Origin of the sequence: Thermus parvatiensis, assembly GCF_001535545.1 — a bacterium.
GTDB lineage: Bacteria > Deinococcota > Deinococci > Deinococcales > Thermaceae > Thermus > Thermus parvatiensis.
Window position 1 is genome coordinate 1,312,039 of record NZ_CP014141.1, and the last position, 14,179, is coordinate 1,326,217.

Genomic DNA, 14,179 nt, shown 5'->3' on the forward strand with positions numbered 1-14,179 from the left:
GCCCCTAGGGTAGCATCATTTGAGCTAATGGTCAAGTGTTTTCTTCTGCGTGCTCCAAGGCCAGCTCCAACAGGCGGGCCACATGGGCGTCGGCCAGGCGGTAGTAGACCTGCTTCCCCTCCCGGCGGAAGGCCACCAGCCGGGCCTGGCGCAAGCGCCTAAGCTGGTGGCTCACCGCAGAAACAGAAACCCCCGCCAAAAGGGCCAGGTCGCACACGCAAAGCTCCCCCGCCGCCTTCAGGGCGAGGAGGAGGCGCATGCGGGTGGGGTCGGAAAGGGCTTTGAGGAGGAGGGTGGCCTCCTGCAAAACCTCCTCCTCGGGCAGGGCGGCGCGGGCCACCTCCACCCGCTCGGGTGGACCTCGTAGACCCCGCAAACCGCCCTACCAGCCCCGCTTGGCAAGCCTTTCCTCCTCCTTGAGCTGGTCCAGGTTGATGCCCACCATGGGCTCGCCCAGGTCCTCGCTGACCTCGGCCAGGACCTCGGGGTCGTTGTAGTGGGTTACAGCCCGCACGATGGCCCGGGCCCGCTTCTTGGGGTCCCCGGACTTGAAGATGCCGCTCCCCACGAAGACCCCGTCCATGCCCAGGTGCATCATGAGGGCGGCGTCGGCGGGGGTGGCGATGCCGCCGGCGGCGAAGTTCACCACGGGAAGCCGGCCGTGCTCGTGGACCCACTTCACAAGCTCATAGGGAGCCCCGATCTCCTTGGCGTAGGCCATGAGCTCGTCCTCCCTGAGGGACTGGACATAACGGATCTCCTTCCACATGGTGCGGGCGTGGCGCACCGCCTCCACCACGTTGCCCGTGCCCGCCTCCCCCTTGGTGCGGATCATGGCCGCCCCCTCGGCGATGCGCCTCAGGGCCTCCCCCAGGTTCCTCGCCCCGCAGACGAAGGGCACCTTGAACTTCCACTTGTCAATGTGGTGCTCCTCGTCGGCGGGGGTCAGCACCTCGGACTCGTCAATGAAGTCCACCCCGATGGCCTCGAGGATCATGGCCTCCACGAAGTGCCCAATCCTCACCTTGGCCATGACGGGAATGGACACCGCAGCCATAATCTCCTTGATGATCTTGGGGTCGGACATGCGGGCCACGCCCCCCTGGGCGCGGATGTCGGCGGGGACCCGCTCCAAGGCCATCACCGCCACCGCCCCCGCCTCCTCGGCGATCACCGCCTGCTCCGGGGTGGTCACGTCCATGATCACCCCGCCCTTGAACATCTCGGCAAAGCCCGTCTTGATCTGGAAGGTTCCCTTCTCCATCCCGCCCTCCATCCTCAAGCTTACCGCTCCCAAGGTCAAGGGGCCTTTACGAAGCCCGGGGGCCTTGCACCCCCGGGCCCTGGAGCCCCCCCTTAGGGCAGGTAACTCAAAGGATTTTTAACAATGCCATTGACCCGTACCTCAAAGTGGAGGTGGGACCCCGTGGACCAGCCCGTGGAACCCACGTAGCCGACGACCTCCCCCGCCTCCACCCACTGCCCGGGGCGCACGGCGATGCGGGACATGTGGGCGTAGAGGGTCTCCAGGCCACCCCCGTGGTCCAGGACCACGTGGAAGCCGTAGCCCACCGAGCTCCAGCCCGCCACCTCCACGCGGCCCGCCTTGGCGGCGTAGATGGGCGTGCCCGTGGGGGCGGCCAAATCAAGCCCCGTGTGAAAGCGCTGGAAGGGCGTCCGCCCTCCGAAATAGGTGGTGATGCGGAAGCTGAAAAGGGGCCAGCGCATCCCCCCTTCCCGGTAGCTCACCCGGCGCACTTGAGGGCGCACCGCCTGCGCCTGACGGGTCTGGGCCTGGCGCAGGGCCTGCTGCCGCCTGCGCTCCTCCGCCAAGCGCCTAAGCTCCTCTTGGCGCTTGCGCTCGGCCTCGAGGCGGGCCCTCCGCTCCGCCTCCTGCTTGGCGAGGAGGCGCTCGTAGGTGGTCTTGGCCTGGACCCCCGGGATGAGGACCCGGTCCCCGGGGCGGAGGGCCAGGGGGTCCTTCACCCCGTTCGCCCGGGCGAGCTCCACGGGGGAAAGGCCGAAGCGCTCCGCCAAGTCCAAGAGAGTCTGCCCCTCCCCCAAGGCCACCACGAGCCCTTGGGCCTTCTGAGGGATGTAAAGCTCGCTTCCCACCACCAGCCGGTCCAGGCTCTCTAGGGTCGGGTTGGCGGAAACGAGGTCCAGAAGGCTCACCCCGAAGCGCTTGGCGATGGCCTCCAGGGTGTCCCCGGGCCGGACGCGGTAGGCCTCCACCCCGGGGGGAAGCCTGGGAGGAGCATCCGCCTCCTCGTCCACGATGGGGATGAGAAGGCGCTGGCCGGGGTAGAGCCTGGCGTTCTTCAGCCCGCTGGACCAGAGGATGTGCCGCGGATCCACCCCGAAGCGCCTGGCGATGGCCTCCAAGGCGTCCTCGGGCTTCACCTCGTAGACCACCCAGACCTTGTGGGGGGCCGGGGGGACCTCCACCGCCTTGGGCTCCGGCCGGGGGATGGGGGAAAGGACCTTGACCTCCATGCCCTTCGCCGCGGGCAGGAGCGCCATAACGCACAATACCCCAACGCACAATACCCCTCGGACAAACCGCAAGCTTCACCTCCAGGAGGCCCTAAAGCCGCCCGCATTTTACCAGGGGCCCCGCCCCAAAAGGCAAGGGGCGCCCGAAGGCGCCCCTTTGTGGTGGAGGTGGGGGGAGTCGAACCCCCGTCCGAAGGTCCCTACGGCGGGCCTCTACGCGCGTAGTCCGCGTTTCGCATGTCCTCCTGGCTTGGCCCGCGGACGGGCGGCCAGGAGCGAGCCCTCTTCAAGCTTCGCCCAGGGTTAGAGGGCGTGGCCCCGGGCTAGCCGGGTTTGCGTCCCCGCTTCCGGTGAGCCCCCGGCAGGGCTACCGGGCGAGGTCGCGGTCATTAAGCCGCGAGACGAAGCTCAGGCTTGGCAGTTATGCCGTTGCGGGTTTTTACGAGGCCACCCGCACCTCGGCGCGCAGCCACGCCTTCGACGACCCCCGTCGAGACCATTTCACCCCCACGGGTTTTCAGGCCGGGCTCGGACCGGACCAGCCTTGAGTATACCGGACTAAAGGGGTTGTAGTCAAGGAGGGGGAGGGTGTAAATTAAAGGCAGTGCTCCCAAGGGCGGGGGTGGGTGTAAACCCACCCTTCCTTTGTGAAGGGGGCGGGGAGGTGACCGTGGACCTTTGGCAGCTGGTGGAAGAGGCGGTTTCGCCCCTGGGGCTGGACGTCCTCGAGGTCCACTTCGCCCGGGGCGAGCTCCTCGTCCGCCTGGAGCGGAAGGACGAGCGCCCCATCACCGTGGCCGACCTGGAGGAGGCGAGCCGCCACATCGAGGCCGCCCTAGACCGGGAGGACCCCATCCCGGGAAGCTACCGGCTTTTGGTGGAGTCCCCGGGGCCCAAAAGGCCCCTCTTCACCCGGCGGCACTTTGAGCGGTTCCAGGGCCTTAAGGCCAAGGTTCCGGGCCCCGAGGGCTTCACGGGGCGGATCCTCCGGGTGGAGGGGGAAGAAGTGGTCTTCCAGGTGGGCGACGAGGAGCGGCGCCTTAGGATCGGCACCTTCCGGGCTAACCTGGCGGAGTGGCCCGAGGAGCCTAGATAAAAGGAGGTAGAAACGGGATGAACAGGGAGTTCGTGGAAGCCATGCAGCACTTGGCCTTGGAGCGCGGGGTCAGCGTGGAGGAGATCCTGGAGGCCTTCAAGGAGGCCCTGCGCAAGGCCTACATCAAGCGGCAAAAGGGGTACAGGAAGGAGGAGATTGACCAGGGGAAAGGCCCCGAGGTGGACGTCTACATTGACCCGGACTCGGGCCGCATTGAGATGGTGGAGGTCCGGCGGGTGGTGGAGAAGGTGGAGGACCCCGACAAGGAAATCGCCCTCGCCGAGGCCCTCCAGTACGACCCCGAGGTCCAGGTGGGGGACGAGATGGAGTTCCCCATCAACCCGGAGGAGCTCTCCCGCATGGCCATCCAGGACCTGCGCCAGATCCTGACCCAGCGCCTCAAGGAGTCGGAGCGCAACCGGATCTACAACGAGTACAAGGACAAGGAAGGGCAGGTCCTCACCGGGGTGGTCACCCGGGTGGACAACCGGGGCAACGTCTTCGTGGAGCTGGGCCGGGGCGAGGCCTACCTTCCCCGGAGCGAGCAGATCCCCACGGAGAAGTACCACCCTGGCCAGCGGATCAAGGTCTACCTGAAAAAGGTGGACAAGTCCGCCAAGGGCCCCTCCCTCCTGGTGAGCCGGGCCCACGAGAAGCTTCTGGAGCACCTCCTCAAGCAGGAGGTGCCCGAGATCGCCGAAGGCATCGTGGAGATCAAGGCCATTGCCCGGGAGCCCGGCCGCCGGAGCAAGGTGGCGGTCATGAGCCACAACCCCAACGTGGACCCCATCGGGGCCTGCATCGGGCACAAGGGCCAGCGCATCCAGGCGGTCTCCGCCGAGCTTGGCCGGGAGAAGGTGGACATCATCCTGTGGTCCAAGGACCCCAAGGAGTTCATCCGCAACGCCCTCTCTCCCGCCCAGGTGGGCTCTATTGAGCTTGACCCCGAGGCCAAGAAGGCCCGGGTCAAGGTCTCCAAGGACCAGCACTCCCTGGCCATCGGCACCGGGGGGCAGAACGTCCGCCTGGCCTCCAAGCTCACCGGGTACGACATCCACTTTGAGGAGGCGGAGATCTCCGACCTGGACGAGGCTTTGCGGCGCGCCGCCGAGGAGGAGGCCGAGGCCCGGGAAAGGAAGGCCCGCGAGGAGTTTGAGAAGCTCTTCCGTGACCTCGGATGAAGCACGTCCCCATCCGCATGTGTGTGGCCTGCCGCCGGAGGCGGCCCAAGGGGGAGCTTCTCCGCATCCTGGTCACGGAGGAGGGCTTCGTCATCGACCCGAGCGGCAAGCGGCCGGGACGGGGGGCTTACGTCTGCCCCGACAGTCCCGAGTGCCGCTCGGAAAAGCGGCTCCGGCGCTTCGCCGGGGCCAAGGCCAGGGCCTTGGCCGAGGCCCTGGTCGCTTACCTAGGAGGTGAAGATGGCCAAGGTAAGGATCTACCAGCTGGCTAAAGAGCTGGGCATGGAAACCCAGGAGCTTTTAGAGCTCCTGGACCAGATGGGGGTGGCCTACAAATCCCACGCCTCCACCCTGGAGGAAAAGGACGCAGAAGCGGTGCGGGAGCTCGTCAAGGAGCAGCGGGGACTCCAGGAGAAGCTTGCCGAGGAGGAACGCCGCAAAAGCCTTCCCCGGCGCCCTCCCGTGGTGGTCATCATGGGCCACGTGGACCACGGGAAGACAACCCTCCTGGACTATCTCCGCAAAAGCCGCATCGCCGAGAAGGAGGCCGGGGGGATCACCCAGCACGTGGGCGCCTTTGAGGTGAAAACGCCCCAGGGCACCGTGGTCTTCATTGACACGCCGGGGCACGAGGCCTTCACCACCATCCGGCAGCGTGGGGCCAAGGTGGCGGACATCGCCGTCATCGTCATCGCCGCCGACGACGGCATCATGCCCCAGACGGAGGAGGCCATCGCCCACGCCAAGGCCGCAGGGGCCAAGCTCATCTTCGCCATCAACAAGATCGACCTGCCCCAGGCGGACCCCGAGAAGGTGAAGCGGCAGCTCATGGAGCGGGGCTTCGTCCCCGAGGAGTACGGCGGCGACGCCATCGTCATCCCCATCAGCGCCAAGACGGGGCAGGGGGTCCAGGACCTCCTGGAGATGATCCTCCTCCTCGCCGAGCTGGAAGACTACCGGGCCGACCCCAACGCCGAGCCCCGGGGGGTGATCCTGGAGTCCAAGCTGGACAAGCAGGCAGGCATCATCGCCAACATGCTCGTCCAGGAGGGAACCTTCCGGGTGGGGGACTACGTGGTGGCCGGGGAGGTTTGGGGCCGCATCCGCGCCATGATGGACGCCGACGGCAACCAGCGCAAGGAGGCGGGGCCGGGAAGCGCCGTCCAGGTTTTGGGCTTCCAGGAGCTTCCCCACGCCGGGGATGTGGTGGAGTGGGTGCCGGACCTCGAGGCCGCCAAGGAGATCGCCGAGGAGCGCAAGGAGGAGAGGAGGGCGCGGGAGGAGGAGGAGAAGGCCCGCCGCCCCCGGACCATGGCCGAGCTCCTCCGGGCCATACAGGAGGAGGGGAAGAAGGAGCTCAACCTCATCCTCCGGGCCGACACCCAGGGCTCCTTAGAGGCCATCCAGCATATCCTGGCCCGGGAGAGCACCGAGGACGTGAAGATCAACATCCTTCTCGCCCAAGTGGGCGCCCCCACGGAATCCGACGTCCTCCTCGCCCAGACGGCGAACGCGGCCATCCTGGCCTTCGGCGTGAACCCGCCGGGCTCGGTGAAGAAGAAGGCGGAGGAGAAGGGGGTCCTCCTCAAAACCTTCCGCATCATCTACGACCTGGTGGACGAGGTCCGCAACATGGTCAAGGGGCAGAAGGAGCCCCAGTACAAAGAGGAAGTCCTGGGCCAGGCCGAGGTGCGGGCCATCTTCCGCCTCCCCACGGGCAAGCAGGTGGCGGGGTGCATGGTCACCCAGGGCCGGATCCCGCGGAACGCCGAGGTGCGGGTCCTGAGGGACGGCCAGGTGATCTGGCAGGGGCGCATCGCCAGCCTCAAGCGCTTCAAGGAGGACGTGCGGGAGGTGGCCCAGGGCTACGAGTGCGGCATCGGCCTGGACGGGTTTGACGACTTCCGGGAAGGGGACGTGATCGAGGCCTTCCAAATGGTGGAGGTCCCCGCCTAAGACCATGCTCCGCCTCCTTTTCCTCCTCGCCCTTTGTCTCTACGGGGCCGAGCGCCTCCCTAAGGCCCCCAAGGGCGCGGAGGGCCTCTTCGCCCCAGGGCCCGTCCTGGCGAAGCAGGAGGAACGAAGCCCCCTCCTCCCGGCGCTGCCCGTGCCGGAGGCGCGAAGGGGGCTTCTGCCGAAGCCCAAGGCCCCGGCCTTCAGGCCGAAGGCCAAGGAGGGCTTCGCCAAGGCCGAAAAGCTTTTCCTCCTCTTCGCCCGGCTACAGCTGGAGGGGGGTTAGGCGCCACTCCCCAGGGAACGTCTTGCGGCAAAGGCGGCAAAAGGCGTACGGACTGCGGCGCGTGACGCGCACCTAAGGGGAAGCGCATGAACCGGAAAAACCTCACCAGCCTGTTCCTGCTCGGCGTGTTTCTTCTCGCCCTCCTCTTCGTATGGAAGCCCTGGGCCCCCGAGGAGCCCAAGGTCCGCCTGGGCCTGGACCTGAAGGGGGGTCTGAGGATCGTCCTCGAGGCCGACGTGGAGAACCCCACCCTGGACGACCTGGAGAAGGCCAGGACCGTCCTGGAAAACCGGATCAACGCCCTCGGCGTGGCCGAGCCCCTCATCCAGATCCAGGGGCAGAAGCGCATCGTGGTGGAGCTCCCCGGCCTCTCCCAGGCCGACCAGGACCGCGCCCTCAAGCTCATCGGGCAGAGGGCGGTCCTGGAGTTCCGCATCGTCAAAGAAGGGGCCACGGGCACCACCGTGGCCCAGATCAACCAGGCCCTCCGGGAAAACCCCAGGCTCAACCGGGAGGAGCTGGAAAAGGACCTCATCAAGCCGGAGGACCTCGGCCCGCCCCTCCTCACCGGGGCAGACCTGGCCGACGCCCGGGCGGTCTTTGACCAGTTCGGCCGCCCCCAGGTCTCCCTCACCTTCACCCCGGAAGGGGCGAAGAAGTTTGAGGAGGTCACCCGGCAGAACATCGGCAAGCGGCTCGCCATCGTCTTGGACGGCAAGGTCTACACCGCCCCCGTGATCCGCCAGGCCATCACCGGAGGCCAGGCGGTCATCGAGGGGCTTTCCAGCGTGGAGGAGGCGAGCGAGATCGCCCTCGTCCTGCGCTCGGGCTCCCTGCCGGTCCCCCTCAAGGTGGCGGAGATCCGGGCCATCGGCCCCACCCTGGGCCAAGACGCCATCCAGGCGGGGATCCGCTCCGCCCTCATCGGCACCCTGGCCATCTTCCTCCTCATCTTCGCCTACTACGGCCCCCACCTGGGGCTCGTGGCCTCCTTGGGCCTCATCTACACCTCAGCCCTCATCCTGGGCCTCCTCTCGGGCCTCGGGGCCACCCTCACCCTCCCCGGCATCGCCGGCCTCGTCCTCACCCTAGGGGCGGCGGTGGACGGGAACGTCCTCTCCTTTGAGCGCATCAAGGAGGAGCTCCGGGCAGGAAAGAAGTTCCGCCAGGCCATCCTCGAGGGCTTCCGCCATTCCACCCTCACCATCATGGACGTGAACATCGCCCACCTCCTGGCGGCGGCGGCCCTCTACCAGTACGCCACGGGGCCGGTGCGGGGCTTCGCCGTGATCCTGGCCATCGGCGTGGTGGCCAGCGTCTTCTCCAACCTCGTCTTTAGCCGCCACCTCCTGGAGCGGCTGGCCGACCGGGGCGAGATCCGCCCCCCCATGTGGCTTGTGGACCCGCGGTTCAACTTCATGGGCCCCGCCCGCTACATCACCGTGGCCAGCCTCCTCCTCGCCGCCCTGGCGGCGGGCGTGGCCCTCACCAAGGGCTTCAACTACTCCATTGACTTCACCGGGGGGACGGCCTACACCCTGCGCACCGAACCCGAGGCGGGGGTGGACACCCTGAGGCGCTTCCTGGAGGAAAAAGGCTTCCCCGCCAAGGAGGCGGTGATCACCCAGGTCCAGGCCCCCACGGCGGCCTACCGGGAGTTTCTGGTGAAGCTCCCGCCCCTTTCCGACGAGAGGCGGCTTGAGCTGGAAAGGCTTTTCGCCTCCGAGCTCAAGGCCACGGTCCTGGCCTCGGAAACCGTGGGGCCGGCCATCGGGGAGGAGCTGAGGCGCAACGCGGTGATGGCGGTCCTGGTGGGGCTTGGCCTCATTCTCCTCTACGTGGCCTTCCGTTTTGACTGGACCTTCGGCGTGGCCAGCATCCTGGCCGTGGCCCACGATGTGGCCATCGTGGCGGGGATGTACAGCCTTTTGGGCCTGGAGTTCTCCATCTCCACCATCGCCGCCCTCCTCACCATCGTGGGGTACTCCATCAACGACTCCATCGTGGTCTCGGACCGCATCCGGGAAAACCAAAAGCTCCTACGGCACCTGCCCTACGCCGAGCTCGTCAACCGCTCCATCAACCAGACCCTCTCCCGCACGGTGATGACGAGCCTCACCACCCTCCTCCCCATCCTTGCCCTCCTCTTCCTGGGAGGGAGTGTCCTCAGGGACTTCGCCCTGGCCATCTTCGTGGGCATCTTCGTGGGGACTTACAGCTCCATCTACGTGGTGAGCGCCTTGGTGGTGGCCTGGAAGAACCGCGGGAAGGCCCAAGAGGCCAAGAAGGCCTAGTCCCCTTCCAGCTCCGCCTCCGCCACAAGGCGGAGGCGGAGCCCTTTTTCGTAGAGCGCCGTCCCCCGGAGGCGGCCCAAAGCCGACTCGTCCAGGGGGTCAAGCCGCAGGGCCAAAAGCCAGTCCTCGGGGCGAGGGCTTTGCAGGAGGCCCCGCCGCCGCTCCTCCAGGTAGGCCCGGGCGGCCTCGTCCAGGACGGGGTGGTCCAGCCCCCGGGAGGGGAGAGGGTGGAAGCCGATGCGCCCCTCCCGCCTCTCCAGAAGCAGGTCCTCGGCGTAAGGGAGGAGGAAGGCCCCTTCTTCCTCGTCCACCTCCCCGAGGAGGGCGAGCCGGGAGGCCCGGTCCAGGACCTCCTTGGGCAGGGCCTGCCCCAGGTAGGCGAGAAGCCCCTCGGCGCTCTCCAGGGCGAGCTCGGGCCTCAGGCCCTTGCGCATGGCGAGGAGGACAAGCCTAAGCCCCAAGGGCCAGCCCCGGACGAGGCTTAAGGCCCTTTCCACCTCAAAGGCGGGGAGCTCCGGGGCCAGGGCCTTGGCCAGCTGGCAGGCCTCCTCGGGGTCAAAGGCGAGCTCCCGCTCGGAAAACACGGTGAGGAAGGCAAAGGGGGCCGCCTTCCGGGAGAGGACGAGGAGGCGGAGGCCCGGGAGGCGGAGGAGGCCCTGGAGGACCCGGACCACCCCCGGGCTTTCCGCCCGATGGGCCTCGTCCAGGACCAGGTAGTGGGCCCCCAGGGGGACGAGGGCCTCGAGGAGGGCCTCCAGGGCCTTGGGCCAGGCCCCGGCCTCCAAAAGGGCCCTCACTGGGACAAGCTCCGCCCGGTTCTCGTAGGCGGCGAGGAGGTGCCAGAGGAAGACCGCCGGGTCCTTGGCCTCCTCGGCAAGGGAGACGTAGACGGCGGGAAGCTCCGCGGCGAGGCTCGTCTTGCCGTACCCCGCCCCCGCGGCCAAGACCACCCCAGGGCTTTTGCCGAAGGCCTCCTCCAAAAGGCGCAAGGGGCGGATGCGCAAGACCTCCCGGGCGGTGCGGGGCGGGTAGAGCCGGGACGGGGGAACGGGGTAGGGCATCCCCTCCATTATCCCCCAGGGCACAGGACCGCCTCCCGTGTAACGGACGTGTAACGCCCTTCCCCTACCCTGAGGGCAGATGTACCTGAGAAGCCTTGGGGTCTACCTGCCCAAAGGGCGCATGGACGCAGAGGAGATCGCCCGGCGTTCGGGCCTGCCGCCGGAGGTGGTGCGGGAAAAGCTCGGCCTCCTGGAAAAGCCCGTTCCCGGCCCCGAAGACCACCCGGCGGAGATGGCCGCCTGGGCTGCGAAGGAGGCCTTGGCGAAGGCGGGGCTACCCGGGGAGGCGGTGGACTGGGTGATCTCCATCGTGGAGGAGTACAAGGACTACCCCGTCTGGGCCACCGCCCCCTACCTGGCCCTAAAGGTGGGGGCCTCCCGGGCCAAGGGGCTGGACTTGAACCAGAAGTGCGCTTCCCTCATCGGGGCCCTTGAGGTGGCCCGGGGCCTCTTCGCCACCCGCAAGGAGGTGGAGGTGGTCCTGGTGGCGGGAGGCTACCGCAACGGCGACCTCGTGGACTACCAAGACCCCCACACCCGCTTCCTCTACGACCTGGCCGCAGGGGGAGCCGCGGCGGTCCTCACCCGGGAAGGGCCGGGCCTGAAGCTTTTGGGCCTCGCCCACCGCATGGACCCCAGGCTGGCCCTCGCCGTCAAGGTCCCCGTGGGGGGGACCCGGGCTCCCCTCACCCCGGAAAATCTGGCGGAGTACCGGCTCCGGGTGGAGGACCCCGAGGAGATGAAGCGCAGGCTGGACGCCACCTCCATCCCGAGCTTCCTCGGGGTGATCCGGGAGGCCCTGGGGGAAGCGGGGTACACGGAGGCCGACCTGGACTACCTCGCCCTCCTCCACATGAAGCGCTCCGCCCACCGGGCGGTGCTCGCGGGGCTCGGCCTCTCCGAGGAGCGGTCCATCTACCTGGAGCGCTTCGGCCACCTGGGGCAGCTGGACCCCCTCCTCTCCCTGAGGCTCGCCCGGGAGAAGGGGCTTCTCAAGGAGGGGAGCCTCGTGGCCCTGGCCCAGCTCGCCGGAGGGGAGGCGGTGAAGTGGAACCTGCCCATGGCCGGGGCCATCCTGGCAGCCCTCCCCACCCTCCTCGTCTACATCCTCCTCGGCCGCTACTTCCTCCGGGGCCTCCTCGCGGGCTCGGTAAAGGGGTAGGGTCTTCACCCTTTTCACGCCCGCCCCCCCCTAAAATGGCGGGACCATGAGCGGGGCCGAGCTCATCCGGGCAGCGGGACCTGTTTTCTGGATTCTGTTCGCCCTCTCTGTCTACACCCTCTACCTGGTCCTCGTGGGCCTTTTCCGCAGAAAGGCCACGGCGAGGACCCTGGACCGGCTGGGGGACCTGGCCCAGTTTGCCCCTCTCCTCGGGCTTTTCGGCACCAGCCTGGGCATGATCCGGGCCTTCCTGGCCCTCGGCCAGGGGGGCAATCCGGAGCTTCTGGCCCAGGGCATCGCCGAGGCCCTCACCAACACCGGGATGGGCCTTTTCGTGGCCGTGGTGGCCTACGGGGGGCGGGTGCTCCTTGGGGCCATGGAAGGGGGGGAGGAGTGAGCCGCCGGCCCCTGGTCCTGAACCTCATCCCCCTCATTGACTTCTTCCTCCTCCTCGCCCTTTTCGCCCTCCTCCTCGCCCGCTGGCCCGAGGCCCTACCCCAGCGGGCCCTCTCCGTGGACCTTCCCCGGGCGGAGGGGAGGCAGGGAAGCGGAGGGGTGCTTTTGGAGCTGGACCGGGAAGGACGCCTCGCCCTGAACGGGAAGCCCGTGGCCCTAAAGGACCTGGCCCAGGCCCTGAGCCCCCTCCTCCAGGAGGGGACGGCGGTCCGCCTCGAGGCGGACCGGGAGGTGCCCCACGGCACGGTGGTGGCCGTGCTGGAGGCGGTGCGCCGCGCGGGGGGGAGAAGGTTGAGGTGGGCGTCCGGCCTTGAGCGGAGGGCCTTCCTCCTCGCCCTCTTGGTTCACGGCCTCCTCCTCCTGGGGGTGGTGCGCTACAAACCCGCCCTCCCCCTCCCGAGCTACACGGTGCGCCTCGCACCCGTGCCCGTGAAGACGGAGGCCGAAGAGGCCAGGCCCCAGGCCCCCAAACCCCCTCTTGAGACCAGATCCGCCGAAGCCCCAAGGCCCGAAATACCCCCGCCCCGGCCTGCCCCAAGGGAGCAGGCCACCCCCCAACCCCGGGTGAACCCCACGCCCCCCCGGGGCCTGGAGCGCGCCCCCATCCCCTCCGGGGGTGAGGAGCGCCTCCTCCCCTCTCCTTCCCCCGCTCCCAAAGCCCAAGCCGAGGCCCTCCCCGCCCCAAGCCGGGAAGAAGCCTCCCTGGCCCAGGAGGCCGCCCCGCCCCAGGAAGCCCCCGCCCTAGGCCGGGAGGCCGGCCCCGCCGAGCCCGTGGCCCGGGGCACGGGGGACCTCGAGGCCGCCCGCCCGGCCCAGGAGGCCTTCGCCGCCCCCGCCCCCGAGGCCCAGGCCCCCACGGCGGAGGAGGCGGGAGCCTCTTCCTGGGGCCAAGCGGCCACCCCCGCCCCGGCGGAGGCCTTGGCGCCTACGCCTTCCGCCCCGACCCCTGCGAAAGCGGAGGCCCTGGCCCTTTCTTCCTCCGGCGGAGGGCTTGCGGCGGAGAAGGCCCCGCCCGCGCCCGGCACCCCGAACCCGCTTCCCCTCCCGGCCCAGGCCCCCGGGGCCCTGCCGGAGGGAAGGATGGGCCCCGCCCGGGAGGCCGCCCTCCCCCCCTCCCGCCCGGCGGGGGAGCTAGGCCGGGAAGGCCTCCTCCCCCCGGGCGGGGTCCAAGGGGGGAGGGACCGGGGGCGGTGCGCCGTGGTGGTGGACGCCACCCCCTTCCCCCTGGACCCCAACCCCAACCCCCAGGTCCTCACCCCCGAGGGGAGGCGGGTCTGGCCCCCGGCGGCCAAGGTGCAGGGGGTGCCCACCGAGGTGGTGGACCGGAGCGGCATCGCCCTCTTCTTCCCCCAGGGGGCCTTTGACCCTGGGCCCTACGGGCGGGTCCTTTGGATCAAGGCCTTAGGCACCCGGACGCGGACGCCGGAAAGCCGGTTCCACGACCTCGTGGTGGTAAGCGCAGAGGACGCCGCCCGCATCCAGGTGGCGGCGGAAAGCCTCTGCGAGATGGTCTTCCTGTACGCGAAAGGAGGTCAGCCGTGAGAAGAGGCCTAGCGGTTCTGCTTCCCTTCCTTCCTTTAGCCCTCGCCTGGCAGCCCGCCCTGGACCTGGAGCTCGCCCGGCAGGTGGTGGACGGGGCCTACAGCCGCATCCCCCCCTTGCCCACGGCGGTGGAGCACTCCCCCCTGGAGGTCCGGGTCCTCCGGGGGGAGGGGTGCCTCCCCTTCCCCGGAAGCCGCCCCGTGTGGGCCCGGGTCGCTGGCCAGGCGGAGGTGGTGGAGATCCTGGCCGAGAGGGCCCGGAACGAGTTCCGGCGGGTCCAGGCGGAGGAGGTCCTCCCGGAGGCCAAGCGCCTCCTCCCCGACGGCCACCTCCGGGTCTACCTGCGCCTTTCGGGGCTCAAGCGCCTGGAGCACCGGGCCGCCTACACCCTGGGGGTGCGGCTCAAGACCCCGGAGGGGGAAAGCTACGTCCGGGCCTACCGGGCCACCTACCTGGACGACTGGCAGGAAAAGGAGGACGGGTACACGGGCACCCTGGTCTTCTACCTGGACCTCTCCGGAAAGCCCGTGGACCCGAAGGGCCCCCTGGAAGTGGTCTTCCTCACCGAGTCGGAGAAGGACTGCCTCTACGCCTTCACCGTGAACCTGGGGGCCTTCTACTGAGTACCCCAAAAAGCCCTCACCGCCCCGGC

Annotated in this window: 12 protein-coding genes, 1 other RNA gene and 2 pseudogenes; 10 read left to right on the plus strand and 5 right to left on the minus strand. The window is 68.9% G+C overall.

Annotated elements, in window-relative coordinates:
* Positions 1-31: 31 nt before the first annotated feature.
* The 4 genes and pseudogenes from AV541_RS07170 to ssrA form a co-directional block, all read right to left on the minus strand.
* Positions 32-402, minus strand: a pseudogene (locus AV541_RS07170) (ArsR/SmtB family transcription factor).
* Positions 383-1,264, minus strand: coding sequence for a pyridoxal 5'-phosphate synthase lyase subunit PdxS (pdxS, locus tag AV541_RS07175; RefSeq protein WP_014510110.1), 882 nt, complete (start codon positions 1,262-1,264; stop codon positions 383-385). The pseudogene AV541_RS07170 and the gene pdxS overlap by 20 nt, the downstream one beginning before the upstream one ends.
* A gap of 92 nt (positions 1,265-1,356) precedes the next feature.
* Positions 1,357-2,496 (minus strand): M23 family metallopeptidase, encoded by a 1,140-nt coding sequence (locus AV541_RS07180; RefSeq protein WP_082709694.1) that lies wholly within the window; start codon positions 2,494-2,496, stop codon positions 1,357-1,359.
* A gap of 160 nt (positions 2,497-2,656) precedes the next feature.
* Positions 2,657-3,005: a transfer-messenger RNA gene (ssrA, locus tag AV541_RS07185) on the minus strand.
* A gap of 113 nt (positions 3,006-3,118) precedes the next feature.
* On the opposite strand from ssrA, the gene rimP reads away from it, so the two are divergent.
* The 6 genes from rimP (at position 3,119) to secD (ending at position 9,306) form a co-directional block, all read left to right on the plus strand.
* Entirely contained in the window at positions 3,119-3,592 is a 474-nt protein-coding gene (gene rimP, locus AV541_RS07190; RefSeq protein ID WP_011172800.1) for a ribosome maturation factor RimP, read from the plus strand.
* A 17-nt stretch (positions 3,593-3,609) separates the two neighbouring features.
* Positions 3,610-4,773 carry a transcription termination factor NusA gene (gene nusA / locus AV541_RS07195; protein WP_060384593.1) on the plus strand — a complete coding sequence of 388 codons (1,164 nt, stop codon included), beginning with the start codon at positions 3,610-3,612 and terminating at the stop codon, positions 4,771-4,773.
* Entirely contained in the window at positions 4,770-5,045 is a 276-nt protein-coding gene (locus AV541_RS07200) for a YlxR family protein (protein WP_008632084.1), read from the plus strand. Before nusA ends, AV541_RS07200 begins: the two co-directional genes overlap by 4 nt.
* Positions 5,014-6,729 carry a translation initiation factor IF-2 gene (gene infB / locus AV541_RS07205; protein WP_060384594.1) on the plus strand — a complete coding sequence of 572 codons (1,716 nt, stop codon included), beginning with the start codon at positions 5,014-5,016 and terminating at the stop codon, positions 6,727-6,729. The genes AV541_RS07200 and infB overlap by 32 nt, the downstream gene beginning before the upstream one ends.
* 4 nt (positions 6,730-6,733) lie before the next feature.
* A complete protein-coding gene (locus AV541_RS07210; protein WP_060384595.1) occupies positions 6,734-7,012 on the plus strand; it encodes a hypothetical protein in 279 nt (92 codons plus the stop codon).
* Between the two features lie 86 nt (positions 7,013-7,098).
* Positions 7,099-9,306, plus strand: coding sequence for a protein translocase subunit SecD (secD, locus tag AV541_RS07215; RefSeq protein ID WP_060384596.1), 2,208 nt, complete (start codon positions 7,099-7,101; stop codon positions 9,304-9,306).
* 167 nt (positions 9,307-9,473) lie between these two features.
* Here secD and AV541_RS11425 read toward each other — a convergent pair.
* Positions 9,474-10,376 (minus strand): annotated as a pseudogene (locus AV541_RS11425) (hypothetical protein); the annotation flags it as partial.
* Positions 10,377-10,446: 70 nt separating this feature from the next.
* Between AV541_RS11425 and AV541_RS07225 the strand changes: the two are divergent.
* Genes AV541_RS07225 through AV541_RS07245 form a run of 4 tightly spaced genes read left to right on the plus strand, consistent with a single transcriptional unit; the run spans position 10,447 to position 14,150 of the window.
* Positions 10,447-11,529 (plus strand): 3-oxoacyl-ACP synthase, encoded by a 1,083-nt coding sequence (locus tag AV541_RS07225; protein WP_060384597.1) that lies wholly within the window; start codon positions 10,447-10,449, stop codon positions 11,527-11,529.
* Between the two features lie 46 nt (positions 11,530-11,575).
* The gene (locus tag AV541_RS07230; protein WP_008632078.1) at positions 11,576-11,926 is read left to right on the plus strand and encodes a MotA/TolQ/ExbB proton channel family protein; all 351 of its coding nucleotides are present in this window, start codon (positions 11,576-11,578) and stop codon (positions 11,924-11,926) included.
* Complete coding sequence (locus AV541_RS07240; RefSeq protein ID WP_209440253.1) at positions 11,923-13,527, plus strand: ExbD/TolR family protein; 1,605 nt, start codon at positions 11,923-11,925, stop codon at positions 13,525-13,527. The genes AV541_RS07230 and AV541_RS07240 overlap by 4 nt, the downstream gene beginning before the upstream one ends.
* Positions 13,524-14,150, plus strand: a complete 627-nt coding sequence (locus AV541_RS07245) for a hypothetical protein (protein ID WP_060384598.1) — start codon at positions 13,524-13,526, stop codon at positions 14,148-14,150. Before AV541_RS07240 ends, AV541_RS07245 begins: the two co-directional genes overlap by 4 nt.
* Positions 14,151-14,179 lie beyond the last annotated feature (29 nt).

What these genes read in the sequence shown, in the direction of transcription:
- pdxS (WP_014510110.1), bottom strand. Translation starts at nt 1,264, where the DNA reads ATGGAGAAGGGAACCTTCCAGATCAAGACGGGCTTTGCCGAGATGTTC.
- AV541_RS07180 (WP_082709694.1), bottom strand. Translation starts at nt 2,496, where the DNA reads ATGGAGGTCAAGGTCCTTTCCCCCATCCCCCGGCCGGAGCCCAAGGCG.
- nusA (WP_060384593.1), top strand. Translation starts at nt 3,610, where the DNA reads ATGAACAGGGAGTTCGTGGAAGCCATGCAGCACTTGGCCTTGGAGCGC.
- AV541_RS07200 (WP_008632084.1), top strand. Translation starts at nt 4,770, where the DNA reads ATGAAGCACGTCCCCATCCGCATGTGTGTGGCCTGCCGCCGGAGGCGG.
- infB (WP_060384594.1), top strand. Translation starts at nt 5,014, where the DNA reads ATGGCCAAGGTAAGGATCTACCAGCTGGCTAAAGAGCTGGGCATGGAA.
- AV541_RS07210 (WP_060384595.1), top strand. Translation starts at nt 6,734, where the DNA reads ATGCTCCGCCTCCTTTTCCTCCTCGCCCTTTGTCTCTACGGGGCCGAG.
- secD (WP_060384596.1), top strand. Translation starts at nt 7,099, where the DNA reads ATGAACCGGAAAAACCTCACCAGCCTGTTCCTGCTCGGCGTGTTTCTT.
- AV541_RS07225 (WP_060384597.1), top strand. Translation starts at nt 10,447, where the DNA reads ATGTACCTGAGAAGCCTTGGGGTCTACCTGCCCAAAGGGCGCATGGAC.
- AV541_RS07230 (WP_008632078.1), top strand. Translation starts at nt 11,576, where the DNA reads ATGAGCGGGGCCGAGCTCATCCGGGCAGCGGGACCTGTTTTCTGGATT.